Genomic DNA, 24477 nt, shown 5'->3' with positions numbered 1-24477 from the left:
GCCATCTGCTCCCCCAGTCTCCCCTCCAAAGCCGCCATCTCCGCCTTGAACTCCTGGCGCAGGGCCACCATCTCGCCCTTAAACTCCTGGCGCAGGCCCGCTATGTCGCCTTTCAGCTCTTGGCGGAGGAGGTCCATGCGGTTTTCCAGGGAAGTTATGCGCTCCGGAAGGGTGGCCATCACCCCTTCCACGATGCCTTCCAGCTTGTAAAGCCGCTCCTCGGTGGTCATCTGCCTTCAGGCTAGCATAGCCCTTGACCCTAAGGCAAAGGCAGCGTAGGCTATAGGGCAATGCGGCGGGGCTTCCTGCTAGACCTAGGCCGGGCGGGTCCGGCTTAGGGAAGCCCCGTTGCCTTCCCCCGGGCCCAAAACCCGGGGGATTTTTGTAAGGGAGGGAGCATGGGAAAAACGCTTTACGAGAAAGTCTGGGAGGCGCACGAGGTCAGGAAGCTCCGAAGCGGGCAAAGCCAGCTTTTCATCGACCTGCACCTCCTGCACGAGGTCACCAGCCCTCAGGCCTTCGGGATGCTGAGGGACCTCGGCCTCAAGGTACGCTACCCCCACCGCACCTTCGCCACCGTGGACCACATCGTCCCCACCCACGACCGTACCGAGCCCTTCCAGGATCCTCTGGCCCAGAGCATGCTGGAGGCCCTCCGGCAGAACACCCGGGAGCACGGCATCACCTTCTTTGACCTGGGAAGCGGGAACCAGGGCATTGTGCACGTGATCGGTCCCCAGCTGGGCCTCACCCAGCCCGGGATGACCATCGCCTGCGGGGATTCCCACACCTCCACCCACGGGGCCTTCGGGGCCGTGGCTTTCGGCATCGGCACCAGCCAGGTGCGGGACGTCCTCGCCACCCAGACCCTGGCGGCCCAGAAGCTGAAGGTGCGGCGCATCAACATCGAAGGGAAGCTTGCCCCCGGGGTCTACGCCAAGGACGTGATCCTCCACATTATCCGCCACCTGGGGGTAAAGGGGGGCTTGGGCTACGCCTACGAGTACGGGGGAAGCACCGTGGAGGCCATGGACATGGAAAGCCGCATGACCCTTTGCAACATGTCCATTGAAGGCGGGGCCCGCATCGGCTACGTGAACCCCGACGAGACCACCTTCGCCTATCTGGAAGGCCGCCCCTACAGCCCCAAGGGAGCGGAGTGGGAGGAGGCCAAGCGGCGCTGGAAAAGCTTCGCCTCCGATCCCGACGCCCATTATGACGACGTGGTCACCTTCCGGGCGGAAGAGATTCCCCCCACGGTCACCTGGGGCATCAACCCCGGGCAGGCCATACCCGTAGATGGCCGCATTCCCCTTCTGGAGGAACTTTCCCCCGAGGAAAGGCCCGTGGCCGAGGAGGCCTTGGCCTACATGGGCCTTAAGCCGGGCCAACCCATCAAGGGGGTTCCGGTCCAGGTGGCCTTCATCGGAAGCTGCACCAACGCCCGCCTTTCCGACCTCCGCGAGGTGGCCCGCTACCTCAAGGGCCACAAGGTGAAGAAGGGGGTGCGGGCCCTGGTGGTGCCGGGCTCGGAGTGGGTGGCCAGGAAGGCGGAGGAGGAAGGCATCGCGGAGATCTTCCGGGAGGCGGGGTTTGAGTGGCGGAACCCAGGGTGCTCCATGTGCCTGGCCATGAACCCCGACCGCCTGCAGGGGGACGAGCTGGCCGCCAGCTCCTCCAACCGCAACTACAAGGGCAGGATGGGAAGCCCCAGGGGGCGCACGGTGCTCATGAGCCCTCTGATGGTGGCGGCGGCGGCGGTGGAGGGCGAGATCGCCGACGCCCGGGAAGTGTTTGGGATCGGGAGGTAAGCCATGCTGGAAAAGTTCACCACCATCCGCGGAAGGGCGGTGCCCTTAAGGGGCGAGGACATCGACACGGACCGCATCATCCCCGCCCGCTTCATGAAGGTGCTCACCTTTGAGGGGCTTGGGAAGTACCTCTTCTACGACGAGCGGTTTGACGAAAAGGGCGAGCCCAAGCCCCATCCCTTGAACGACCCCAGGTACCAAGGGGCCAGCATCCTCCTGGTGGAGGCGGGCTTTGGCTCCGGTAGCAGCCGGGAACACGCCCCCCAGGCCATCAAGCGGGCGGGGTTTAGGGCCATCATCGGGGAGAGCTTCGCCGAGATCTTCTTCGGGAACGCCACCGCCATTGGCCTTCCCTGCGTGACCCTGGCCCCTGAGGACCTGGGGGTGCTCTTTAAGGCGGTGGAGGAGAAGCCGGACCTCGAGGTGGAGGTGGACCTGGTGAACAAGGAGGTGCGCTTCCAGGGACGCACCGCCCCCCTCTTCATCCCCGAGGAAACCCGGGAAGCCCTGGTGGAGGGGCTTTGGGACCCCATCGGGGAGCTTCTCCAGGCCGGGGAGCTTCTGGATGAGTTCGACCGCCGCCTTCCCTACCCCAGGAGGTCGGAATGAGGGTGGCCGTCCTGCCGGGGGACGGGATCGGCCACGAGGTAACCGAGGCTGCCTTGAAGGTCCTCAAGGCCCTGGACGAGGCCCATGGGCTTGGGCTCAGCTACGAAACCTACCCCTTTGGCGGGGCGGCCATAGACCAGTTCGGGGAACCCTTCCCCGAGGTAACCCGCCAGGGGGTGGAAAGGGCCCAAGCAGTGCTCCTGGGAAGCGTGGGGGGGCCCAAGTGGGATAACCTTCCCCGCAAGATCCGCCCGGAAACCGGGCTTCTCGCCTTAAGGAAAAGCCAGGACCTCTTCGCCAACCTGCGCCCCGCCAAGGTCTTCCCCGGCCTGGAGCGGCTTTCCCCCCTCAAGGAGGAGATCGCCCGGGGGGTGGATGTCCTCATCGTGCGGGAACTCACCGGGGGAATCTACTTCGGGGAACCCCGGGGGATGTCGGAGGCGGAGGCCTGGAACACGGAGCGCTACAGCAAGCCCGAGGTGGAGCGGGTGGCCCAGGTGGCCTTCCAGGCGGCCAGGAAGCGCAGGAAGCACGTCACCAGTGTGGACAAGGCCAACGTGCTGGAGGTGGGGGAGTTCTGGCGCAAGACGGTGGAGGAGGTGCACCAGAACTTCCCCGACGTTTCCCTGGAGCACCAGTATGTGGACGCCATGGCCATGCACCTGGTGAAAAACCCCGCCCGCTTCGACGTGGTGGTGACGGGAAACATCTTCGGGGACATCCTTTCCGACCTGGCCTCGGTGCTTCCCGGCTCTTTGGGGCTACTCCCCTCCGCCTCCCTGGGCCGGGGTACCCCGGTGTTTGAGCCGGTCCACGGCTCCGCCCCCGACATCGCCGGCAAGGGCATCGCCAACCCCACCGCCGCCATCCTCTCCGCCGCCATGATGCTGGAGCACGCCTTCGGCCTGGTGGAGCTGGCAAGAAGGGTGGAGGATGCCGTGGCCAAGGCCCTCCTCGAGGCGCCCCCACCGGACCTGGGGGGCCAGGCAGGGACGGAAACCTTCACCCAGGAGGTGCTCCGCCATCTAAAATAGGGAAAATGCTCCGCTACCGCTTCACCGCCGAGGAGTTCCACCGCATGGCCGAGGCAGGCATCCTCCCCGAGGACGCCCGGGTGGAGCTCGTGGAGGGGGAGATCGTCACCATGAGCCCGGTAGGCAAACGCCACATGGCAGCCGTCAAGCGCCTTATGGACCTTCTGTTTCCCTTGCAACAGGCAAGGAAAGCCCTTTTGCAGGTCCAGGACCCGCTTAGGCTTTCCCCGGAAAGCGAACCCCAGCCCGACCTCACACTCCTCTCCTACCGGGAAAACTTCTACCGGGACAAGGTGCCGGAAGCCGAGGATGCCCTGCTGGTAATAGAGGTGGCGGACACCTCCTTGGACTACGACCTCACCGTGAAACTCCCCCTCTACGCCAAGGCGGGGATCCCCGAGGTCTGGGTGGTGGACCTGGTGCGGGACCGGGTGCACGTCTTCCGCAAGCCCAGCGGGGAAGGCTACGGCGAGCGGCAAACCCTCGAGGAAGGCGAGCTGGAGGTCTTGGGGCTCAAGGTCCCGGTGAAGGAGGTCCTGCCATGACCCGCCACCGGATCTCTTTGGAAGAGTTCCACCGCATGGTGGAAGCGGGCGTCTTCCCCGAGGACCTGAGGCTGGAACTGGTGGAAGGAGAGCTATTGGATATGAGCCCCGTTGGAAAACGCCATGCCGCCAAGGTGGCCAGGCTCACCGCCCTCTTCAGCCCCCTCGTGCCCCACAAGGCCATCCTCTTCGTGCAAAACCCCCTGGTGGTGGGGGACTCGGAGCTCTACCCCGATCTCGCCCTCCTGCAACCCCGGTCCGACTTCTACGAGGAGCGCCTGCCCGAAGCCCAAGACGCTCTTTTGGTAGTGGAAGTAGCGGAAACCTCCCTCCGCCACGACCTGGGGGTGAAGGTGCCCCTTTACGCCAGCGCAGGGGTGCCGGAGGTCTGGGTGGTGGACCTGGAAGGCGGGCAGGTTCTGGTCCATAGGGAGCCCAAGGGGGAAGGATACCGGGAGGTTAGGACCCTGGGGCCTGGGGACACCCTAGCCTTCATGGGGGTGGAGATCCCCGTGGAGGTTCTCCTATGAGAAGGACCTTGATCCTCACCGGGGCGAGCCGGGGAATCGGCCGGGCCCTGGCCCTCGAGCTGGCCCAAGCGGGTTACGACCTGGTGTTAAACGCTCGCTCGGAGGGGCCCTTAAAGGAGGTGGCCGAGGAGGCGCGGGCTCTGGGAGCCAGGGCGGAGGTGGTGGCGGGAAGCGCCGGCCAGGCCCAGGTGGCCGAGGCGCTGGTGCAGAAGGCCGAGGGCCTAGGGGGGTTTTACGGCTACATCCATAACGCCGGGGTCCTCCACCCGGGGCCCTTCCTCTACGAGATCGCCGAGGGGCTCTTCCTGGAGGTCCTCGAGGCCAACCTCATCGCTGGCTACCAACTCGCCCGCTTCGCCTATCCCCTCCTCCGGAAAAAGGGGGAAGGGGTGGGGGTCTATGTGGGCTCCGGGGCGGCTGAATCCAACCTTCCCGGCATCGGGGCCTATGCGGTGGCCAAGGCCGCGGAAGAGCACCTGGCCAGACAGCTGGCCGCGGAGGTACCCGAGGTCCCCTGCTTCATCTACCGGCCCGGGGTGGTGGAAACCGAAATGCAACGCCAGGCCCGCGAGGCCCAGGGGAGCGCCGCCCCCGTGCTGCACCAGGTTTTCCGCGGGTACAAGGTGGAAGGCCGCCTCCTAAGCCCTAAGGAGGCAGCCAAAGCCCTGGTGCGCCTCCTGCCGAGGGCGCGCCAGTTTCATGGAAAGATCGCATCCTGGAGGGACGTATGAGATCCGACCGCATCAAAAAGGGACTGCAGCAGGCCCCCGCCCGCTCCATGCTCCGGGCGGTGGGCGTGGGGGACGAGGACCTCGCCAGGCCCTTCGTGGGAGTGGTGAACACCTTCACCGACGGCATGCCCTGCAACTACCACCTCCGCCAACTGGCCCTGGACGTGAAGGCCGGGCTTAGGGAGGCCGGGGTCTTCCCCTTTGAGTTCGGGGCCCCTGCCATCTCCGATGGCATCAGCATGGGCACCCCCGGGATGCGGGCGAGCCTCGTAAGCCGGGAGGTGATCGCCGACAGCGTGGAGCTTATCGCCCAGGGCTACCTCTACGACGGGATGGTGGTCCTCTCCGCCTGCGACAAGACCATCCCGGGCGGGGCCATGGGGGTGATCCGGAGTGGGGTTCCAGGCATGGTTCTTTACGGGGGTACCATCGCCCCCGGGGAGTGGCAGGGGAGGAAGCTCACCATCGTTTCCGTGTTCGAGGCCGTGGGACAGAGGGCTGCCGGAAGGATCACCGACGAGGAGCTTGCCGCCATCGAACGGCACGCCATCCCCGGCCCCGGGGCCTGCGGCGGCCAGTACACGGCCAACACCATGGCCATGGCCCTCGAGGCCCTCGGCCTCTCCCCCATCGGCTACAACGCCATCCCCGCCGTGCACCCGGAAAAGCCCAAGGCCACCCGGGAGGCGGGCCGTATCCTGGCCCGGGCCATAGAGCGAAACTGGAAACCCCAGGACTTCCTCACCCGCAGAAGCTTCCTCAACGCCATCGCCGCCGTGGCCGCCACCGGGGGGAGCACCAACGCCGTGTTGCACCTCCTGGCCATCGCCCGGGAGGTGGGGGTGGAGCTGAGCCTGGACGACTTTGACCAGGTGTCCCGGAAAACCCCGGTGATCGCCGACCTCCTTCCCTGGGGCACCTACACCGCCTGGGAGCTTTATGAGGCCGGGGGCACCGCCTTGGTCTTCAAAAAACTCCTGGAGGCGGGGCTTCTTTACGGGGACGAGAAAACCCTCACCGGCAACACCCTGGCCGAGGAGGTGGAACGGGCCTACCGGGAAGCGGAGGGGCAGAAGGTGGTCTTCCCCGTGGAACAGGCTCTGAAACCGCAAGGGGGCCTGGTGGTCCTCAAGGGCAACCTGGCCCCGAGGGGAGCGGTTCTGAAGCTGGCCGGCACCGAGCGCACCTACTTCGAGGGCCCGGCCCGGGTCTTCGACTCCGAGGAAGCCGCCATGGAAAAGGTCCTGGCCAAGGAGATCCGCCCCGGGGACGTGGTGGTGATCCGCTACGTGGGCCCCAAGGGTGCTCCCGGGATGCCCGAGATGCTTTCCGTCACCAGCGCCATCGTGGGGGAAGGCCTGGGCCCCGAGGTGGCCCTCCTCACCGACGGCCGCTTCTCCGGGGGCACCCGCGGCCTCATGATCGGCCACATCGCCCCCGAGGCCTTCGTGGGAGGGCCCATCGCCCTTCTGGAGAACGGGGACCGGGTGCGGATCGATGTGGAAAAGCGCCTTTTGGAGGTCCTCCTCCCCGAGGAGGAGCTAAAGCGACGCCAGGCCCGTTGGCAACCCAAGCCCCCCGCCTTCCGCCACGGCCTCTTCGCCCGCTATGCCGCCTTGGTGGAGCAGGCAGACCAGGGAGCGGTACTGAAGGACCCCGAGGCCTAGGGTTTCTCCGGCCGCTTGACCGCATCGGGGGTGAGGTTCAAGCCTCGCCCCTTGCGTATCTCCTCTGGGGTGAAGGGATCCCCCTTGGCCTGCAGAAGGACCTTCAGGTGGTTCAATAGGGCGGCAAGCTCCTCGTCCTTGAGCTGGGCAAACCCAGGCATCAGGCCCCCCTCCCCCTTCTTCCCGTAAAGGATCACGAGGACGAGGTAGCGCCTTCCCTCCGGGGTGGCGAAGAGGGGGGCGGCCCCCTGGAGGCCCGGGTAGGGCCGCACCCCCTGGGCCCTCTCCCCGTGGCACTGGGCGCAGAGCCTTTTCCACGGGTCCTCCCCCTGGCCCAGGGCCATGGTCCCGAGGAGGAGGAGAAGGAGGGCCAACCTCATGGCCTTAGCCTACCCCAAACCCCTCCCTCCCGGGTTTACCTGGCCTTAACCTCGGTCCAGACCCGGTCGTACAGGGCGATGTCGGGCCCCAGGTCCTCCAGGTACTCCAGCCTGCGCCGCACCTCCTCCGGGGGGAAGACGGTGGGGTCCTGGCGCATGGCCTCGGGGAGGAGGGGAAGGGCCTGGGCCACCGGGGTAGCGTACCAGGTGTAGGTGGCAAGCTCGGCGGCGTTTTCCGGCCGGAGGAGGAAGTCCATGAAACGGTAGGCCAGGTCCTGGGCCGGGCCCCGCTTGAGGACCACCATGGCATCGGTCCAAAGCGTTCCCCCCTCCTTGGCCAGGGCGTAGCGGAGCCGCCCGTCCTCCTGCCTCGCCTGGAGGACGTCCCCGGAGTAGGCGAGGCTGAGGGCGGCGTCCCCCGCCAGGATGCGGTTCAGGGCCTCCACCCCTCCCGCGAAGCCCACGGAGCGCTTCTTGGCAGCGATGAGGAGCTCCTTGGCCTTCTCCAGGGCCTCCGGGTCCTTGGTGTTCACCGAGTAGCCCAGGTACTTGAGGGCGGCCCCGATGGTCTCCCGCATCTCGTCCAGAAGGAGGAAGGGCCCCACCTGACGAGCCGGGTCAAAGAGGACCGCATAGGAGTCCACGGGGCCCTTCACCAGGTCCTGCCGATAGGCCAGGCCCGTGGTGCCCCAAAGGTAGGGGACGGAGTACCCAAGGCCGGGATCGTAGGGGGGGTTCCGAAAGAAAGGGTCCAGGTAAACCAGGTTCTGGAGCCTGCCCTGGTCCAAAGGGGCGAGCAGCCCTTCCCGGGCCATCTGCAACACGTAGTAATCCGGGACCACCACCAAGGAGAACTCCCGGTCCGCCCCCGCCTTCAGCTTGGCCAGCATGGCCTCGGGGGACTCAAAGGTGTCCAGGACCACCTTAGCCCCGGTTTCCGCCTCAAACTTTTTAAGGAGGTCCTCCGGGATGTAATCCGCCCAGTTCAGAAAGTACAAGGTCCCTCCAGCCTGGGAAGCCGGCTTCGGCCGCAAAAGGAGGAACCCCACGACCACCAGGGCCAGAACCAAAAGCAGAATTCCCCAACGCTTCATATCCTCCTCCGGCTTAAAGCATACCCCAAGGCCAGGAAAAAGGCGCTAAGGCCGATGATCAGGGTGGAAAGGGCGTGCACCTTGGGGCTTACCCCCAGCTTCACACTGGAATAGATGTAAAGGGGTAGGGTGGTGGCCCCGGGGCCGGCGGTGAAGAAGGTGACCACGAAGTCGTCCAGGGAAAGGGTGAGGGCGAGAAGCGCCCCCGCCGCCACCCCCGGCCAGGCCAGGGGCAGGGTCACGTGCCAGAAGGTCTGCCAGCCCCGGGCCCCCAGGTCGCGGGCGGCCTCCTCCAGGGCTGGGTCCAGGAGAAGCAGGCGGGAGCGCACCACCAGGGTCACAAAGGCCACCTGGAAGGTGATATGTCCCAGGATCACCGTGAGGAGGGAAGGGCGGGGAAAACCCAAAACCTCCCGGGCCAGGGCGAAGAGGAGGAGAAGGGACACCCCCATGACCACGTCGGGCACCACCACGGGGATGTAGAGGAGGTAGGAGAGGAAGCCTTTGCCGGGAAAGCGGTAGCGGACAAGGCCCACGGCCAAAAGCGTTCCCAAAACCGTGGCCGCCAGGGTGGAGACGAAGGCCACCAGCAGGGTGTTCAGGAAATACTCCAGCACCCTGGGGTCAGCGAAAAGGGCCTGGTACCAGTCCAGGGTGAAGCCGGTGAAGCGCACCCCCCGGCGGCTTTCGTTGAAGGAGAGGGCCACGATCACCAGGATGGGCAGGTAGAGGAAGAGGTAAACCAAAAGGGCGTGGAGAGCAAGAAGCCTTCTCATACCAGGTCCTTTAGGCCCCTTTCCCCCTGCAAACGGGCGTAGAGGTAAAGGGAAAGGAGCACAAACCCCATCAGGAACACGCTGAGAGCAGCCCCAAAGGCCCAGTCCCGGGTGATGCCGAACTGCTGCTGGATGAGGTTCCCGATCAGAACCACCCGCCCCGCCCCCAGGAGATCCGCCACCACGAAGGTGCCCATGGCGGGGATGAAGACCAAAACGCTTCCGGCAAAAAGCCCGGGGTAGGTCTGGGGCAAGACCGCATGCAAGAAAGCCTTAACGGGCCTGGCCCCCAGGTCGTGGGCCGCTTCCAGTAGCTGCCAGTCCAGGCGCTCCACGCTGGCGTACACCGGCAAAACGAAAAAGGGCAGGAAGGTGTACACCGTGGCCAAGAGCACGGCGAAGAAGGAGGGGTATAGGACCAGGGGCCCCAGGCCGAAGACCCCCAAAAGGGCGTTCACCAGGCCTTCCCGTTGCAACAGCACCAGCCAGGCGTAGACCCGGATGAGGAAGTTGGTGAGAAAGGGAAGGAGGAGAAGGAAAAGGAGGAGGTCCCGCTGCGGATGGCGGGCGATGTAGAAGGCCAGGGGATAACCCAGCAAAGCCGAGATCACGGTGGCGAGGACCCCCACGAGAAGGCTTTGGGCGAAGGCCTCGAGGTAAACGGGGTGGAGGAGCTTGGCGTAGTTGTGGAAGCCCCAGGGCCCGGTGAGCTCCCCATAGGGCCCCCGGGTGAGGAGGGAGGCCATAAGGACCAGAAGGGTAGGAAGAAGGACGAAGACCAAAAGCCAAAGGCCCCCAGGGCCCACGGTAACCAGGACCCGGAAGGCGCGCTGCCAGGGAGTAGCCGCCTCATTCATGGACCACCACCAGGTTCTCCGGGGGAAGGTAGCAGAAAACCTCCTCCCCGTAGGCGAACTCCTCGGCCCCAGGCTCCTGCAGGTCCTGGTTCAGGGTATAGGCCAACAGCCGCACCTCCCCCGCCCGCAGATAGTACTGGTTCTCCGCTCCCGTGTAGACGATCTCCTCCACCTTGGCCCGCACCAGGTTTTCCCGGGCGGGAGCCCCGTTGCCCACCGGGTAAAGGCGGATCTTCTCCGGCCGGATCACCAGGTGGGCTTCCTGTGAAAGGGGCTCCTTCAGGCGCAAAACCCCAAGGGGGGTTTCCGCCCCTCCTGGGTGGGGCCTTGCGGGGAGGAAGTTGGAACGGCCGAGGAAATCCGCCACGAAGCGGTTTTTGGGCCGCTCGTAGACCTCGTCGGGAAGGCCCACCTGCTCAATCCTCCCCGAGCGCATCACCGCAATCCGGTCGGACATGACCAGGGCCTCCTCCTGGTCGTGGGTAACGAAGATGAAGGTGGTGCCAAGCCTCCGCTGAAGCTGCATGAGCTCCACCCTAAGCTCCTGGCGGAGCTTCAGGTCCAAGGCGGAAAGGGGCTCGTCCAATAGGAGCACCTCTGGCTCCAGCACCAGGGCCCGGGCCAAGGCCACCCGCTGCTTCTGCCCGCCGGAAAGCTCCCGGGGGTAGCGTTTCTCCAGGCCTAGAAGATCCACCAGCTCCAGGGCCCAGGCCACCTTTTTGCGAACCTCTCCTGCGGGAAGCCCCTTCATGCGGAGGCCAAAGGCCACGTTTCCCTCCACGGTCATGTGGGGAAAGAGGGCGTAGTTCTGAAAGACGGTGTTCACGGGGCGGGCATAGGGGGGAACCCCGGTCATGTCCTTCCCGGCGATCTCGATCCGCCCCGCATCCGGGGTGTCAAACCCGGCGAGAAGCCTGAGAAGGGTGGTCTTTCCGCACCCCGAAGGCCCCAAAAGGCTGAAGAACTCTCCCCGCTTGACCTCGAGGTCCACGCTATCCAGGGCCACCACCCCGCCAAAACCCTTCCGCACCCCCAAGAGGCGAACCAGCGCTTCCCTGGCCACGGGCCCAGTTTAGGGGGAGTGGCCCCCGAGCTCAAGCCCTTAGGGAGCCACCCGGTCCCGGTGCACCAAAAGGACCAGGCCCAAGGAGAGCAGGGTGGCCATGAGGCTGGAACCCCCATAGGAAAAAAGGGGAAGAGTCAGCCCGGTCACCGGCATCACCCCCAACGCCACCCCCAGGTTCACCAGCACCTGGAAGCCCAGCATCCCCCCTACCCCGGCCAGGAACAGGCGGTCGGAGAGGCGCGGGCACTCCAGGGCCATGCTAAGAAGGCGCACCAAAAGGAGGGCGTAAAGCCCAAGGAGGGCCACGGAGCCCACAAACCCCCACTCTTCGGCAAAGACGGCGAAGACGAAGTCCGTGTGGCGGAAGGGGACGAAGCCCAGCTGAGTCTGGGTACCCTGGCCATACCCCTTGCCGAAGAGCCCTCCCGAGCCGATGGCGATGGTGGACTGGATCACCTGGAAGCCCTGGCCCAGGGGATCCCGGTAGGGATCCAAAACGATGAGGACCCGCTCCCGCTGGTAGGGCTTGAGGTTGGGCCAGACCACGGTGGGCACCAGGACGGCCAGGGCGAGAAGGCCCACCAAGAGGTGCTTCCAGGGCAGGCCCCGCACGAACAAGACGGCAAAGACGCCGAAGAGCACCACCAGGCTCCCCCCCAGATCCGGCTGGAGGAGGAGGAGGAGGACCACGGGAGCCGTCAGGAGCCCGGGCAGAACGTAATCCCACACCCGGCGCACCTCCCGGCCCTCGAGGAGCCGGGCCAAGGCCAGGATCAAGCCCAGCTTGGCCAGCTCCAGGGGCTGGAACTGCAAGGGGCCCAGCACAAACCAGGCCTTGGCCCCGTTGATCTCCCGGCCGAAGGCCAAGACGGCCACCAAAAGGAGAAGGGAAAGGGCGTAAAGGGGGTAGGCCAGGGCGAAGACGGTGCGGCGGGAAAAGAACTGAACCCCCACGGCCAGGAGGAGGCCCAGGAGGAAGGCCACAAGCTGGCGGTTCAGGAGGGCTGGGTCGGGAGCGGCGCTTCGGAGGTTAAACAAACCCAAAACGGTTATGGCCAGGGTCAGGAGGATTAAACCCCAGTCGTAGGCCAGAAGGTTCGGACGCCTTAGAACCATGCGAGGCTACCGCAATGGGATATCGGCGATCAACACCATCTTCTCCCCCCGCTCCTCCAGGGCCACATTGACCTCCTCCTGGGCGGGGAAGTAGCGGCGCAACACCTCCAGAAGGTCCCGCTTCAAGCTCTCCACCAGGCCCGGGGAAAGCTTGGCCCGGTCGTAGGCCAGGACCAGCTTGAGCCTTTCCTTGGCCTTTTCCTTGCTCCGTTTGCGCCACCACATCAGCGACCTCCGAAGAGCCTGCGGATCACCGACAAAAAGCCCTGGCTATCCTCCAGGTTGCGGAAGGGGACCTCCTCCCCCCGGATGCGCCGGGCGGTGTCCATGTAAGCCAGGGCGGCGGGGCTCGTGCCCTTTAGCACCAAGGGCTCCCCCTGGTTGGTGGAGATGAGCACCTGCTCGTCCTCCGGGATGATGCCGATGGGCTTAAGCCCCAGAATCTCCACCACGTCCTCCACGGAGAGCATATCCCCCCGGGCCACCATCTTGGGCCGCAAGCGGTTGATGATGAGGAAGTTCTCCCGGATCTCCCGGGCCTCGAGGAGGCCGATGATGCGGTCGGCGTCGCGCACGCTGGAAACCTCCGGGTTCACCACCACCAAGGCTCCTTCCGCCGGGGTGGCAGCGGTTTGGAAGCCCTTCTCGATGCCGGCGGGGGAGTCTATGAGCACCCGGTCAAACCCCTCCTCCGTCAAAAGCTGGTGGACCAGCTCCCGGAACTTTGCGGGGTCCAGGGCCTCCTTGTCCTTGGTCTGGGAAGCGGGGAGGAGGAAGAGGTTTTCTATGCGCTTATCCCGGATCAGGGCCTGGCGCACCTTGGCCCGCCCCTCCAGCACGTCGATCAAGTCGAAGACCACCCGCCCCTCGAGGCCCATGACCACATCAAGATTCCTGAGGCCCACGTCCACGTCCACCACCGCCACCTTCTCCCCCAGTTTGGCCAAGGCCGCCCCCAGGTTGGCGGTGGTGGTGGTCTTCCCCACGCCCCCCTTGCCCGACGTCACCACAATGGCTCGCGCTTTCACCGTTTGCCCTCCTGCACAACCTCCAATATCTCGTCCAATTCGCTCAAGAATTCCAAAGCCCGCTTGCCCCGCGGGGTCAAGAGGTATTCTACCCGGGGGGGAACCTCGGGGTAAGCCTGCCGCTGCACGAAGCCCAAGAGGTTAAGCTCCCGAAGCCGCTCCGCCAAGGTGCGGGGGGAAAGACCCAAGAAGGACTCCAGGTCGGAGAAGCGGGAGGTTCCCCGGCTTAGGGCGAAGAGCACCTCCGGTGCCCCGCGCCGCGCCAGCACCTTGAGCACCTTGCGGGTGTTCTTGGACAGGGCCATGGCCCAATGCTAGCAAAAAACGGCATAGCTATGTACCGGTAAAGCCATGGATGCCGAAGCCAAGGGTAGCCTTGGGCCTCGAGGAAGAATATCCTAGGGAAGCATGAAGGACGGCATCCTACCCGACTGGAAGGACTTCCTGGCCCTCGTGCTGGCGGTCTACAGCCTCCTGTTGCCGCCCCTTTTCCTGGTGCTCGGGGTGCTCTTCCTCTTCCTCCTCCTGGTTCGCGTTTTCCTGTAAAACTAAGGCATGGAAGGTCTCTTCGAGTCCCTACCCGAAGGCTACCGGGAAAGGCTTGGCCGCCCCGGGGAGTACCCCTTTACCCGGGGCATCTACCCCCGGATGTACCTGGACAGGCTCTGGACCATGCGGCAGTATGCGGGCTTTTCCACCGCAGAGGAGTCCAACGCCCGCTACCGATACCTCCTGTCCCAGGGCCAGACGGGCCTGAGCGTGGCCTTTGACCTCCCCACCCAGCTGGGTTTGGATCCCGACCATCCCATGAGCGTGGGGGAGGTGGGCCGGGTGGGGGTGTCCATCGCCACCCTCGAGGACATGCAAAAGCTCTTTGACGGCATCCCCCTGGACAAGGTTTCCACCAGCATGACCATCAACGCCCCCGCCATGATGCTCCTGGCCCTCTACCTCCTGGTGGCGGAGGAACAGGGGGTTTCCTGGGACAAGGTGTCGGGCACCGTGCAGAACGACATCCTCAAGGAGTACTTCGCCCGCGGCACCTACATCTACCCTCCGGGGCCTTCCATGCGCCTCGTGACGGACATCTTTGAGTTCTGCGCCCAGCACGTCCCCAGGTGGAACACCATCAGCATCTCCGGCTACCACATCCGGGAGGCGGGCTCCACCGCCGCCCAGGAGATCGCCTTCACCTTGGCGGATGGCAAGGCCTACGTGAAGGCGGCCCTGGAACGGGGCCTTAAGGTGGACGAGTTCGCCCCCAGGCTCTCCTTCTTCTTCGCCGCCCACGGGGACATCTTTGAGGAAGCCGCCAAGTTCCGGGCCGCCAGGAGGCTTTGGGCCCGCATCATGCGGGAGGAGTTCGGGGCCAAGGACCCGAGAAGCTGGATGCTCCGCTTCCACACGCAAACGGGAGGCTCCACCCTCACCGCCCAGGAACCCTTAAACAACGTGGTGCGCACCGCCTACCAGGCCCTGGCGGCGGTGCTGGGCGGCACCCAGAGCCTCCACACCAACGCCTACGACGAAGCCCTGGGCCTCCCCACGGAAAAAAGCGCTCTCCTCGCCCTGCGCACCCAGCAGATCCTGGCCTTTGAAAGCGGGGTCACCCGGGCCATAGACCCCTTAGGGGGAAGCTTCTATGTGGAGCACCTCACGGACCAGCTGGAAGCCGAGGCGGAAAGGCTCATCCGGGAGATCGACGCCCTTGGGGGTGCGGTGGCGGCGGTGGAGGCTGGGTATTTTCAGCGGGCCATAGAGGAGTCCGCCTGGCAGTTTCAGAAGGAAGTGGAGGAAGGCAAGCGGGTCATCGTGGGGGTGAACCGCTTCGCCGACCCCAGAAGCCCCCTCAACGAACCCACCCCGGTGCAGCGGATAGATCCCGGGCTCCACGAAAAGCGCAAGCGGGAACTGGCCGCGTTCAAGGCCAAACGGGATGGGGAAAGCGTGCGGATCGGCCTGGAAAGCCTGCGCCAGGCGGCAAGAGGAAGCGAGAACCTCTTCCCCTATGTTCTGGAAGCCTTCCGCCGCCGGGCTACCTTGGGGGAGGTGTGCGGGGTGTTGCGGGAGGAATGGGGGGAGTACCAGCCGGGAAGGTGAGATTATGGAAGGCGATGCCGAACTCTGGGGCTTTCTGGAAAGGCACCTGGCCAGCATCTACCAAGGGGACTGGGCCACCTACGAGGCCACCACCCATCCCGACCTTTCCCTTTATGAGTGGTTCGTCATCCCTCATCGTTTAGATGGCCTTGCCTTCCACCGCTTCATGATCGAGCACAACTGGGCCACCTTGGGAAGGCCCTACCGTCTGGACCTCGTGGAAAAGCGCCTGCAACGCTACGGGGATGTGGCCATCTTCAGCTACACCCTGCTCCTCACCGTGGAGGAAGAAGGGGGGCTAAAGCACCGGGCGGTGAACGAAAGCCGGGTGGCGGTGCGCTTTTCCGAGGGCTGGAAGGTGGTGCACGTGCACAAAAGCCCAGCCGGGTAGCCTAGGTCCCCACCTGTCCCTCGCCAGGATGGGGTGATACAAGGGACCGGGTTTCCCCGGCCCCTCCCCTTTTCCCAGGGTTAGGCCCCTTGCCTGAGGCGCTCCACCACCGAGCGGTCCTCGAGGGTGGAGGTATCCCCCTTGATCTCGTGCTCCCCGGCGGCGATCTGCCTCAGGAGGCGGCGCATGATCTTGCCGGAGCGGGTCTTGGGCAGGGCATCCGTGAAACGCACCTCGTCCGGGCGGGCAATGGGCCCGATCACCTTGGCCACATGGGCCTTGAGCTCGTCCCGCAAGGTATCAGAAGGAGCATGCCCTTCCTTCAGGGTCACGAAGGCCACGATGGCCTCTCCCTTCAAGGGGTCGGGCCGGCCCACCACCGCCGCCTCGGCCACCGCGGGATGGGAAACCAAGGCGGACTCAATCTCCATGGTACCGAGCCGGTGCCCGGCCACGTTTAGAACGTCGTCCACCCGGCCCAGGATCAGGTAGTAGCCATCCTTATCCCGACGGGCCCCATCCCCGGTGAAGTAGTTGCCGGGGTGCTGGCTGAAGTACTGCTGCAGGAAGCGGTTGGGATCCCCCCAGACGGTGCGGAGCATGCTGGGCCAGGGGCGGGTGATGCATAGGTGCCCCCCCTCGTCCGGGTTCTCCACAGGCCTATGCTCCGAGTCCAGGATCTCGGGCCTTACCCCGAAGAAAGGCTTGCCCGCATGCCCCGGCTTCATGGGATGGACCCCGGGCAGGGTGGTGATCATGATTCCCCCCGTTTCCGTCTGCCACCAGGTGTCCACGATGGGACAACGGCCCTTCCCGATCACCTGGTAGTACCAGAGCCAAGCCTCGGGGTTGATGGGCTCCCCTACGGTGCCCAAAAGGCGCAAGGAATCCAGCCGGTGCTTGAGGGGCCAACCCTCGCCCCACTTCATGAAGGCCCGGATGGCGGTGGGAGCGGTGTAGAGGATGTTCACCCCGTACTTGTCCACGATCTGCCAGAAGCGGTCGGGCTCGGGCCAGTTGGGGGCTCCCTCGTACATCACCGTGGTGGCTCCGTTCAGAAGGGGCCCGTAGACCACGTAGGAGTGGCCGGTGATCCAGCCCACGTCGGCGGTGCACCAGTAGACATCCTCGTCCTTCAGGTCAAAGACCAGCTTGGTGGTGAGGTAGACGTAGGTCATGTAGCCGCCCAGGGTGTGCAGGACTCCCTTGGGCTTCCCGGTGGAACCCGAGGTGTAGAGGATGAAAAGGGGCTCCTCCGCTTCCATGGGCTCCGCCTCCGCCCTGTCGGAAACCGCCTCCATGAGCTCGTGCCACCAGTGGTCCCGGCCCGGGGTCCAGGGCACCTCCTCCCCGGTGCGCCGCACCACCACCACGTGCTCCACGGTGGAGACCTCCTTAAGGGCCTCGTCGGCGTTCTGCTTCAGGGGTACCACCTGGCCCCGGCGGTAACCCCCGTCGGCGGTGATGAGCACCTTGGCCTCGGCATCCCGGATGCGCTCGGCCAAGGCCCCGCTGGAGAAACCACCGAAGACCACGGAGTGGATGGCCCCGATGCGGGCGCAGGCCAGCATGGCGATGGCGGCCTCGGGGATCATGGGCAGGTAGATGGTGACCCGGTCCCCCTTCTTGACGCCCAGGCGCTTCAGGACGTTAGCGAACTTCTGCACCTCCCGCCAGAGGTCGTGGTAGGTCAAGACCCTCTCCTCCCCCGGCTCCCCCTCCCAGACGAGGGCCGCCTTGTTGCGCCGCCAGGTTTGGACATGGCGGTCCAGGGCATTGTAGGACAGGTTGGTCTTGCCCCCCACGAACCACTTGGCATGGGGCAGGTCACCCTCCAGCACCTTCTGCCAGGGTTCGAACCAGTGAAGCTCGGAGGCCACCCGTCCCCAGAAGCCCTCGGGGTCCTTCAGGCTTTCCTCGTACAGGCGCTGGTACTCCTCCTCGCTCTTGATGTGGGCCTTGCTCCGGAACTCCTCGCTGGGGTAGAAGACCCGCTCCTCCTTGAGAACGCCTTCGATCCGGTCCATATACCCTCCCTTGGCCTCTAAGGATAGGCTGGCCCCCGGGCGGGGTCAAGAAAAAGGGGGTTTTTCACCATTTGCCAAACCTCCCTTTTCTTGACAGGTGGGGCCTAGCCTACGGAATATGGACGCAAATGGCCAGGAAGAGGAGCCTCTCCACGGTCCAGGCGGCCCTGCGCATCCTGGCCTACCTGGCCGAGCACCCGGAAGGGGTGGAGGTGAAGGAGGTGGCCCGCCTCCTGGGGAAGAGCCTCTCCACCGCCTATGCGCTTTTGAACAGCCTGGCGGAGGAGGGCTTCGCGGTGAAGACGGAGCGGGGGTACCGCCTGGGCCAGGCCAAGCCCCTCCGGCTGGAAACCACGCCCCTCGAGGAAGCCTTGGAGGAACTCTACCTCCGCACCCGGGAGCGGTGCTACCTGGCCCTTCTGACCCCGGAAGGAATCCGGCTCAAAACCCGGGGGCGCCAGGGCCAGCCCCATCCCCTGGGGGACACCCTGCCGGAGGAGGTCCACGCCCTGGCCCTGGGCAAGGTCCTCCTGGCCTACGGGGCCCTGTCCCTACCCCCCCTTGTCCCCAGAACCCCCTACACCCTGACGGATCCCTTGGCCCTCGAGGCGGAACTCACCCGGGTCCGGGAATCGGGCCTGGCGGCGGAGATGGAGGAGTACGCCCCGGGCCTTTCGGCCCTGGCGGCTCCCCTTTTCGGCCCGGGAGGGGAGCTTCTGGGGGCTTTGGGGGTGGTGGTGCCCACCCGGCGCTTTCCCTTCGCCTTCGGCCGCCTGGCCCGGGCCCTTTCCGAGGTGGCCCAGGTGTCCGCCCACCTGCGCCCTCCCGAGCCCCCCAGCCTGGCCCCTCCCCTGGAGCCAAGCCTCCAGGTGGAGGTGGTGGAACCCCCTTGCGCCCTTAAGGAAAGGGCCAACCTGCGGGACTACCCCGGGGCCTACCAGGCAAGCCTCGAGGATCCCGAAGGCTTTTTCGGCAGCTTCGCCCGGGAGTTCCACTGGGAAACTCCCTGGGAAAGGGTCTACGACCCCGCCACCCACACCTGGTTCAGCGGAGGACGCACCAACGCCGCCTTAAACGCCTTAGACCGCCACCTGCCCGAAAAGGCCCAGCAGGTGGCCCTCATCACCCTGGATGGGGATGGGCACCTGGAAAAGTGGACCTACCGGGAACTTTTGGACCTCTCCAGCCGCCTCGCCGGGGTCTTCCAGAACCTGGGGATAAAGCGGGGAGACCGGGTGGCCCTCTACCTGCCCACGGGGCTGGAGGCTGCCTTGAGCCTCCTGGCCTTGGCGCGGATTGGGGCGGTGCACGTGGCCCTGCCCGTGGGCCTAGGCCCGGAAGCCTTAAGGGAGCGGCTTCTCCAAAGCCAGGCCCGCCTTCTGGTGGCCGCCGACGGCTATTTCCGCCGGGGCCAGCTCGTCCCCTTAAGGCCGGTGGTGGAGGCAGCCCTTTCGGGCCTGGATCTCCCCGTGCTCTGGCACACCCGGGGCACCACGGAGTTTCTGGAAAGGGCCTCGGAGGGAAAGCCCGCGGACGCCGTCCCCGTTCCCGCCCAGCATCCCCTCTTCATCCTCCACACCTCGGGCTCCACGGGCAGGCCCAAGGGAGTGGTCCACGGCCACGGCGGGTACATGGTGGGGGTAAGCTGGGCCCTCCGCTACCTCTTTGACCTGAAACCGGGAGAGGTCTTCCACACCACCGCCGACCTCTTCTGGGTGGTGGGGCATTCCTTCGGCCTGTACGCCCCGCTCTTCCTGGGGGGCACCAGCCTCCTGGTGGAGGACCGGCCGGACCACCCCAACCCCGCCGCCTTCTACGAAAGGCTTAAGCGGTTCGGGGTGGACGTGCTCCTCACCTCCCCCACGGTGCTCCGCACCCTTCGTCGCCACGGGGAGGCCCGGCCCACCTCCTTGCGCCTGGTGGGGAGCGTGGGGGAGGCCCTGGCCCCCGAGGTGTGGCGCTGGACCCGGGAGAACCTGGCCTGGCCCCTGGACAACTGGTGGCAGACCGAGCTGGGAGCCCCTGCCCTGACCACCCCCCTCACCCTCCCCGCCAAGCCGGGCTTCGTGGGCATCCCCTTGCCCGGGGTGGAGGCCCGGGTGGTGGATGGGGAAGGGCAGGTCCTCCCTCCAGGGGCCAAGGGCCACCTGGTGCTCCTGAGGGCAGGGCCGGCCCACATGGTGGACCTCCTTGGGGGGGAAAGTCCCTGGCGGGGCGGGCTGTACTGGACGGGGGACCTCGCCACCTGGGACGAGGAAGGCTACTTCCGCATCCTGGGCCGCTCCGAGGAGGTCATCAAGGTGGGGGAGGCCCGGCTCGGCACCGCCGAGGTGGAGGCGGCCGCCCTCACCCACCCCCAGGTGGCGGAGGCAGCCGCCATCGGGATCCCCGGGGAGGAAGGCGAGGAAATCGTGGTCTTTGCGGTCCCCAAGAAGGAGGTACCCGAGGAGCTCAAGGCCCTCCTGGCCGAGAAGATCAAGGCCCACCTCCTGCGGCATCTGGGGCCGGTTCCCCCGCCCCGGATCGTCTTCGTGGAACGCCTGCCCCGTACCCGAAGCGGCAAGATCCTTAGGCGGCTTCTAAAGGCAGAACTCCTGGGCGTAGACCCTGGGGATGTCTCGGCATTGGAGGAGGAGTATGGCGGTGCAAAAGCTTCTTAAGGCGGAAGAGCGGCTTTGGGCCCCGGAGGAGGTGCGCCTTAGGGCGAATCTCCAGAATTTCCCTGAAGAGTACCGGCGAAGCCTCGAGGACCTCGAGGGCTTCTGGGGCGAATGGGCCCGGAGGTTCTACTGGGAGAAGCCCTTTGAAAAGGTGCTGGAGTGGAACCTTCCCGAGCACCGCTGGTTCTTGGGAGGCACCACCAACGCCGTCTACAACGCCCTGGAACGCAATGTGGAAAGGGGTCTCAGGAACAAGGTGGCCCTCCTCTACCTCTCCGAGGACGGCCGGGAGGAAAAGCTCACCTACGGGGAGCTCTTGGACCGGGTGCGCCGCCTGGCCACGGGGCTTAGGCGCCTTGGGGTAGAGAAGGGGGACCGAGTGGTCATCTATATGCCCTTAACCCTTGAGGGCATCCTGGCCATGCTGGCCACCGCCTACCTGGGGGCCATCCACAGCGTGGTCTACGCTGGGCTTGGGGTGAGCGCCCTGCGGGAACGCATCCTGGACGCCGGGGCCAAGCTCCTCATCGCCGGGGATGTGAGCTACCGGAGGGGAAAGGGAGTAGACCTCCGCTCCATCGTGGAGGAGGCCATCAAGGACCTGCCCCTCCAGGTGGTCTGGTTCCAGCGGGCCTTCCAGGCGGAGCTTCCCGAGGGGCATTACGACTTCCAGGAAATCCTCTGGGGAAGCCCACCGGAGGCGCGGGCAGAGATGGTGGACGCCGAGCACCCCCTCTTCATCCTCTACACCTCCGGCTCCACGGGAAAGCCCAAAGGCGTGGTCCACGTCCACGGGGGGTACATGGTGGGCACCACCTACCACCTGCGCACCTTCTTTGACGTGAAGGACGACGACGTCTTCTGGACCACCAGCGACATCGGCTGGATCGTGGGCCACTCCTACATCGTCTACGCCCCCCTCCTGGAGGGGGTCACCAGCCTCCTCCGGGAAGGAGCCCCCGACTACCCCGACCCCGGGGCCTTCTGGCAGGTGGTGGAGCGCTACCGGGTAAACGTGATGTTCACCGCCCCCACCGCGGTGCGCCTTTTCATGAAGTTCGGCCCCGAGTGGCCTGCCCGATACGACCTTTCCTCCCTGCGCCTCATCGCCGTGGCCGGGGAACCCTTAAACCCCGAGGCCCTGCGCTGGGCTTACCAGCACCTGGTGGATGGGGGCCAGCGGGGGTTTGTGGCCGACAACTGGTGGCAGACGGAGCTGGGCGGGCCCACCCTGGGCACCCCCCTGGTCCTCCCGGCCAAACCTGGCTTCGCCGGGGTGGCCCTGCCGGGGGTGGAGGCGGAGGTGGTGGACGAGGAGGGCAGGCCGGTCCCCCCGGGGCAAGGAGGGCTTCTCGTCCTGAAGCGCCCCTTCCCCCACATGATGCGCACCGTCTGGGGCAACCACGACCGCTACCTCCAGTACTGGCGGGAGGTGCCGGGGAACGTCTACGTGGCCGGCGATGTGGCCAGCAAGGACGAGGAAGGTTACTTCAGCGTCCTGGGCCGGGCGGACGACGTCCTGAACGTGGCGGGCCACCGCATCGGCACCGCGGATGTGGAAAGCGCCTTGGTTTCCCACCCTGCGGTGGCCGAGGCCGCGGTGATCGGGGTGCCCGACCCCTTGAAGGGGGAGGCCATCAAGGCCTTTGTGGTGCTTCGGCTAGGCCAGACTCCCTCGGAGGAGCTTAAGGAAAGCCTCATCGCCCACGTGCGCCGGGAGCTGGGTCCCATCGCCACCCCTTCCGAGATCGTCTTCCTGGACAAGCTTCCCAAGACCCGCTCGGGCAAGATCCTGCGCCGCCTCCTCAAGGCCCAGGAGCTGGGCAAGGACCCCGGGGATCTCTCCACCCTCGAGGAGTAGCCCCACCTTACCTTCGGGGCTGGGAACACCCCAGACCCTTTTCCTCACCGAGAAAATCCCCCCTTTTGCGCATACCCGCAAAGTTTAGGTTTCTTGACACGTTCCTCACTCTTCCCTAAGATTGCCCCTAACCGCGAGGGAGGAAGGCAATAGAGCGCCAAGAGCGCTTCCCTAGCGGGGGAGGGAGTTATGAGCAACCTGGAAGGATACTGGAAGGCCAACACATCCCTTATACGAAACCTGCTTATCGTTTGGGCCCTGGTTTCGTACGTCCTTGGCATCCTCCTGGCGGAACCCCTAAACGCCATCCGTTTAGGGGCGCTTCCCTTGGGATTCTGGTTCGCCCAGCAGGGAAGCATCTACGTCTTTGTCATCTTGATTTTCTACTACGCCTGGAAGATGGACCAGTTGGATCGCCAGTACGGCGTACACGAATAGGAGGAAGGCTATGAGCGTGGAAGCTTGGACCTACCTGATCGTGGGTATCACCTTTGCCATATACATCTACATCGGCTACGCCAGCCGAGTAAGGGAGACCGCCGGGTTCTACGTGGCAGGCCGCGGCGTACCCGCCGTTGCCAACGGAGCCGCCACCGCTGCCGACTGGATGTCTGCCGCCAGCTTCATCTCCATGGCTGGCCTTATCTCCAGCATGGGGTACGACGGAGCCGTCTACCTCATGGGTTGGACAGGGGGGTATGTACTCCTGGCCTTGCTCCTCGCCCCTTACCTCCGCAAGTACGGGAAGTACACGGTACCCGACTTCATCGGCGACCGGTACTACTCCCATACCGCCCGGGCTGTGGCTGCCATCGCCACCATCTTCATCTCCCTCACCTACGTGGCCGGGCAGATGCGGGGTGTGGGGATCGTGTTCAGCCGCTTCCTCCAGGTGGACATCGCCACGGGGGTCATCATCGGGGTGGCTGTGGTGGGCTTCTTTGCCGTGCTGGGTGGCATGAAGGGCATCACCTGGACCCAGGCGGCCCAGTACACCGTCTTGATCATCGCCTACCTCATCCCAGCGATTGCCATCGCCAACGTTCTCACCGGCAACCCCATCCCCCAGCTGGCCTTCACCTTTAGCGACCTAGTAAGCCGCTTGAACCAGATCCAAGTGGATCTGGGCTTTACCGAGTACACCAAGCCCTTCCAGGGCAAACCCATGATCGACATCCTGGCCATCACCCTGGCCCTGATGGTGGGGACGGCGGGGCTTCCCCACGTGATCATCCGCTTTTACACGGTGCCCGACGTGCGCTCGGCCCGGTACTCCGCGGGCTGGGCCCTTCTTTTCATCGCTCTTCTCTACACCACCGCCCCGGCCCTAGCCGCCTTTGCCCGCTACAACCTCATCTCTACCCTGCACGGCAAAACCCTCGAGGAGGTGCGTCAGATTGACTGGGTAGCCAAGTGGGAGAAGACCAAGCTCCTGGCCTTTGTGGATAAAGACGGGGACGGCAAGATCACCGTGGCCCCGGGCCAGGCCTTTGTCCTCAAAGGCGGCAAGCCGGACTTCAACACCCCCGATGAGAAGAGCAAGAACGAGGTCTACATCGACAACGACATCATCGTCCTCTCCACGCCGGAAGTGGCCAGACTGGCCCCCTGGGTCATCGCCCTGGTGGCCGCGGGCGGTCTTGCAGCTGCCCTTTCCACGGCTGCTGGCCTGCTCTTAGCCATGTCCAGCGCCATTTCCCACGACATCTACTACCGCATCTTCCGGCCCAACGCCACGGAGGCCCAGCGCCTTTTGGCAGGCCGCATCGTCACCCTCTTGGCGGTGATCCTATCAGGGTACTTCGGCATCAACCCCCCGGGGTTTGTGGCCCAGGTGGTGGCCTTCGCTTTCGGTCTGGCGGCGGCAAGCCTCTTCCCCGCTATCCTCTTGGGAATATTTGACAAGCGCATGAACCGCGAGGGGGCCATCGCTGGCCTCCTGACAGGCCTCATCTTTACTGCGGTCATGATCGGGATGATGCGGGCACCCCAGATCTTTGGAGCCCCTGCCCCGGTGATCCCTAACCTTTGGGGTATCAGCGCGGAAGGGGTCGGAGTCATTGGCATGATTCTCAACTTCGTGGTGGCCTACGTGGTTTCCCGGGCCACGCCACCACCCCCGGACCACATCCAGCATCTGGTGGAAGACATCCGCATCCCCAAAGGCGCAGGGCAAGCTGCAGAGCACTAAACC

Annotated in this window: 24 protein-coding genes and 1 pseudogene; 14 read left to right on the top strand and 11 right to left on the bottom strand. The window is 65.4% G+C overall.

All coding sequences use genetic code 11. The features are described from left to right. A pseudogene (locus tag TNMX_RS07300) lies at nt 1–230 on the bottom strand (DUF1640 domain-containing protein); the annotation flags it as partial. A 168-nt stretch (nt 231–398) separates the two neighbouring features. Here TNMX_RS07300 and leuC point away from each other — a divergent pair. Genes leuC through ilvD form a run of 7 tightly spaced genes read left to right on the top strand, consistent with a single transcriptional unit; the run spans nt 399 to nt 6927 of the window. Next, complete coding sequence (leuC, locus tag TNMX_RS07295) at nt 399–1811, top strand: 3-isopropylmalate dehydratase large subunit (protein ID WP_038030886.1); 1413 nt, start codon at nt 399–401, stop codon at nt 1809–1811. Between the two features lie 3 nt (nt 1812–1814). Next, nucleotides 1815–2420: a 3-isopropylmalate dehydratase small subunit gene (gene leuD, locus TNMX_RS07290; RefSeq protein ID WP_038030884.1), complete on the top strand. Its 606-nt coding sequence runs from the start codon at nt 1815–1817 to the stop codon at nt 2418–2420. Continuing rightward, the gene (gene leuB, locus TNMX_RS07285; RefSeq protein ID WP_038030882.1) at nt 2417–3454 is read left to right on the top strand and encodes a 3-isopropylmalate dehydrogenase; all 1038 of its coding nucleotides are present in this window, start codon (nt 2417–2419) and stop codon (nt 3452–3454) included. The genes leuD and leuB overlap by 4 nt, the downstream gene beginning before the upstream one ends. Nucleotides 3455–3459: 5 nt before the next feature. Then, a complete protein-coding gene (locus tag TNMX_RS07280; protein WP_038030880.1) occupies nt 3460–3999 on the top strand; it encodes a Uma2 family endonuclease in 540 nt (179 codons plus the stop codon). Next, on the top strand, nt 3996–4529 hold the full coding sequence (locus tag TNMX_RS07275; RefSeq protein WP_038030878.1) for a Uma2 family endonuclease: 534 nt from the start codon (nt 3996–3998) through the stop codon (nt 4527–4529). The genes TNMX_RS07280 and TNMX_RS07275 overlap by 4 nt, the downstream gene beginning before the upstream one ends. Next, the gene (locus tag TNMX_RS07270; protein WP_038030876.1) at nt 4526–5260 is read left to right on the top strand and encodes an SDR family NAD(P)-dependent oxidoreductase; all 735 of its coding nucleotides are present in this window, start codon (nt 4526–4528) and stop codon (nt 5258–5260) included. Before TNMX_RS07275 ends, TNMX_RS07270 begins: the two co-directional genes overlap by 4 nt. Then, nucleotides 5257–6927, top strand: a complete 1671-nt coding sequence (ilvD, locus tag TNMX_RS07265; protein ID WP_038030874.1) for a dihydroxy-acid dehydratase — start codon at nt 5257–5259, stop codon at nt 6925–6927. The genes TNMX_RS07270 and ilvD overlap by 4 nt, the downstream gene beginning before the upstream one ends. Here the strand turns inward: ilvD and TNMX_RS07260 are convergent. From TNMX_RS07260 to TNMX_RS07220, 9 genes are read right to left on the bottom strand one after another with little or no spacing between them, the layout of a single operon-like run. Next, nucleotides 6924–7307, bottom strand: a complete 384-nt coding sequence (locus TNMX_RS07260; RefSeq protein ID WP_019550008.1) for a cytochrome c — start codon at nt 7305–7307, stop codon at nt 6924–6926. The two genes, ilvD and TNMX_RS07260, sit on opposite strands and share 4 nt — an antisense overlap. Before the next feature lie 35 nt (nt 7308–7342). After that, nucleotides 7343–8401 carry a spermidine/putrescine ABC transporter substrate-binding protein gene (locus TNMX_RS07255; RefSeq protein WP_038030871.1) on the bottom strand — a complete coding sequence of 353 codons (1059 nt, stop codon included), beginning with the start codon at nt 8399–8401 and terminating at the stop codon, nt 7343–7345. Beyond that, a complete protein-coding gene (locus tag TNMX_RS07250; RefSeq protein WP_038030869.1) occupies nt 8398–9177 on the bottom strand; it encodes an ABC transporter permease in 780 nt (259 codons plus the stop codon). Before TNMX_RS07250 ends, TNMX_RS07255 begins: the two co-directional genes overlap by 4 nt. Beyond that, the gene (locus TNMX_RS07245; protein ID WP_038030867.1) at nt 9174–10034 is read right to left on the bottom strand and encodes an ABC transporter permease; all 861 of its coding nucleotides are present in this window, start codon (nt 10032–10034) and stop codon (nt 9174–9176) included. The genes TNMX_RS07250 and TNMX_RS07245 overlap by 4 nt, the downstream gene beginning before the upstream one ends. Then, nucleotides 10027–11097, bottom strand: a complete 1071-nt coding sequence (locus TNMX_RS07240; RefSeq protein ID WP_038030864.1) for an ABC transporter ATP-binding protein — start codon at nt 11095–11097, stop codon at nt 10027–10029. The genes TNMX_RS07245 and TNMX_RS07240 overlap by 8 nt, the downstream gene beginning before the upstream one ends. Nucleotides 11098–11136: 39 nt before the next feature. Beyond that, nucleotides 11137–12216, bottom strand: coding sequence for a rod shape-determining protein RodA (gene rodA, locus TNMX_RS07235; RefSeq protein WP_019550004.1), 1080 nt, complete (start codon nt 12214–12216; stop codon nt 11137–11139). A gap of 6 nt (nt 12217–12222) precedes the next feature. Further along, a complete protein-coding gene (gene minE / locus TNMX_RS07230; RefSeq protein ID WP_015716659.1) occupies nt 12223–12441 on the bottom strand; it encodes a cell division topological specificity factor MinE in 219 nt (72 codons plus the stop codon). Next, the gene (gene minD, locus TNMX_RS07225) at nt 12441–13244 is read right to left on the bottom strand and encodes a septum site-determining protein MinD (protein WP_038030861.1); all 804 of its coding nucleotides are present in this window, start codon (nt 13242–13244) and stop codon (nt 12441–12443) included. The genes minE and minD overlap by 1 nt, the downstream gene beginning before the upstream one ends. Further along, nucleotides 13241–13549, bottom strand: a complete 309-nt coding sequence (locus tag TNMX_RS07220) for a helix-turn-helix domain-containing protein (RefSeq protein WP_038030858.1) — start codon at nt 13547–13549, stop codon at nt 13241–13243. The genes minD and TNMX_RS07220 overlap by 4 nt, the downstream gene beginning before the upstream one ends. A 103-nt stretch (nt 13550–13652) precedes the next feature. Here TNMX_RS07220 and TNMX_RS13020 point away from each other — a divergent pair, with 103 nt between their 5' ends. From TNMX_RS13020 to TNMX_RS07210, 3 genes are read left to right on the top strand one after another with little or no spacing between them, the layout of a single operon-like run. After that, entirely contained in the window at nt 13653–13790 is a 138-nt protein-coding gene (locus tag TNMX_RS13020) for a hypothetical protein (RefSeq protein ID WP_015716656.1), read from the top strand. Nucleotides 13791–13799: 9 nt separating this feature from the next. Beyond that, nucleotides 13800–15344 (top strand): methylmalonyl-CoA mutase, encoded by a 1545-nt coding sequence (locus tag TNMX_RS07215; RefSeq protein ID WP_038030856.1) that lies wholly within the window; start codon nt 13800–13802, stop codon nt 15342–15344. Nucleotides 15345–15348: 4 nt separating this feature from the next. Continuing rightward, entirely contained in the window at nt 15349–15735 is a 387-nt protein-coding gene (locus TNMX_RS07210) for a nuclear transport factor 2 family protein (protein ID WP_038030854.1), read from the top strand. 80 nt (nt 15736–15815) lie between these two features. Here TNMX_RS07210 and acs read toward each other — a convergent pair whose 3' ends face one another. Further along, nucleotides 15816–17762, bottom strand: a complete 1947-nt coding sequence (gene acs / locus TNMX_RS07205; protein ID WP_038030851.1) for an acetate--CoA ligase — start codon at nt 17760–17762, stop codon at nt 15816–15818. Nucleotides 17763–17890: 128 nt separating this feature from the next. On the opposite strand from acs, the gene TNMX_RS07200 reads away from it, so the two are divergent. The 4 genes from TNMX_RS07200 (at nt 17891) to TNMX_RS07185 (ending at nt 24474) form a co-directional block, all read left to right on the top strand. Continuing rightward, nucleotides 17891–20422 carry an AMP-binding protein gene (locus tag TNMX_RS07200; RefSeq protein ID WP_038030849.1) on the top strand — a complete coding sequence of 844 codons (2532 nt, stop codon included), beginning with the start codon at nt 17891–17893 and terminating at the stop codon, nt 20420–20422. After that, complete coding sequence (locus TNMX_RS07195) at nt 20400–22283, top strand: acetate--CoA ligase (RefSeq protein WP_038030847.1); 1884 nt, start codon at nt 20400–20402, stop codon at nt 22281–22283. Before TNMX_RS07200 ends, TNMX_RS07195 begins: the two co-directional genes overlap by 23 nt. Nucleotides 22284–22472: 189 nt before the next feature. Further along, nucleotides 22473–22721: a DUF4212 domain-containing protein gene (locus TNMX_RS07190; RefSeq protein ID WP_019549994.1), complete on the top strand. Its 249-nt coding sequence runs from the start codon at nt 22473–22475 to the stop codon at nt 22719–22721. A gap of 10 nt (nt 22722–22731) precedes the next feature. After that, the gene (locus TNMX_RS07185; RefSeq protein WP_038030845.1) at nt 22732–24474 is read left to right on the top strand and encodes a sodium:solute symporter family protein; all 1743 of its coding nucleotides are present in this window, start codon (nt 22732–22734) and stop codon (nt 24472–24474) included. The last annotated feature ends 3 nt before the right edge of the window (nt 24475–24477 follow it).

Origin of the sequence: Thermus sp. NMX2.A1, assembly GCF_000511705.1 — a bacterium.
GTDB lineage: Bacteria > Deinococcota > Deinococci > Deinococcales > Thermaceae > Thermus > Thermus scotoductus.
Note: the sequence above shows the minus strand (reverse complement) of the source record. Positions and strands in the feature narration are given on the sequence as shown.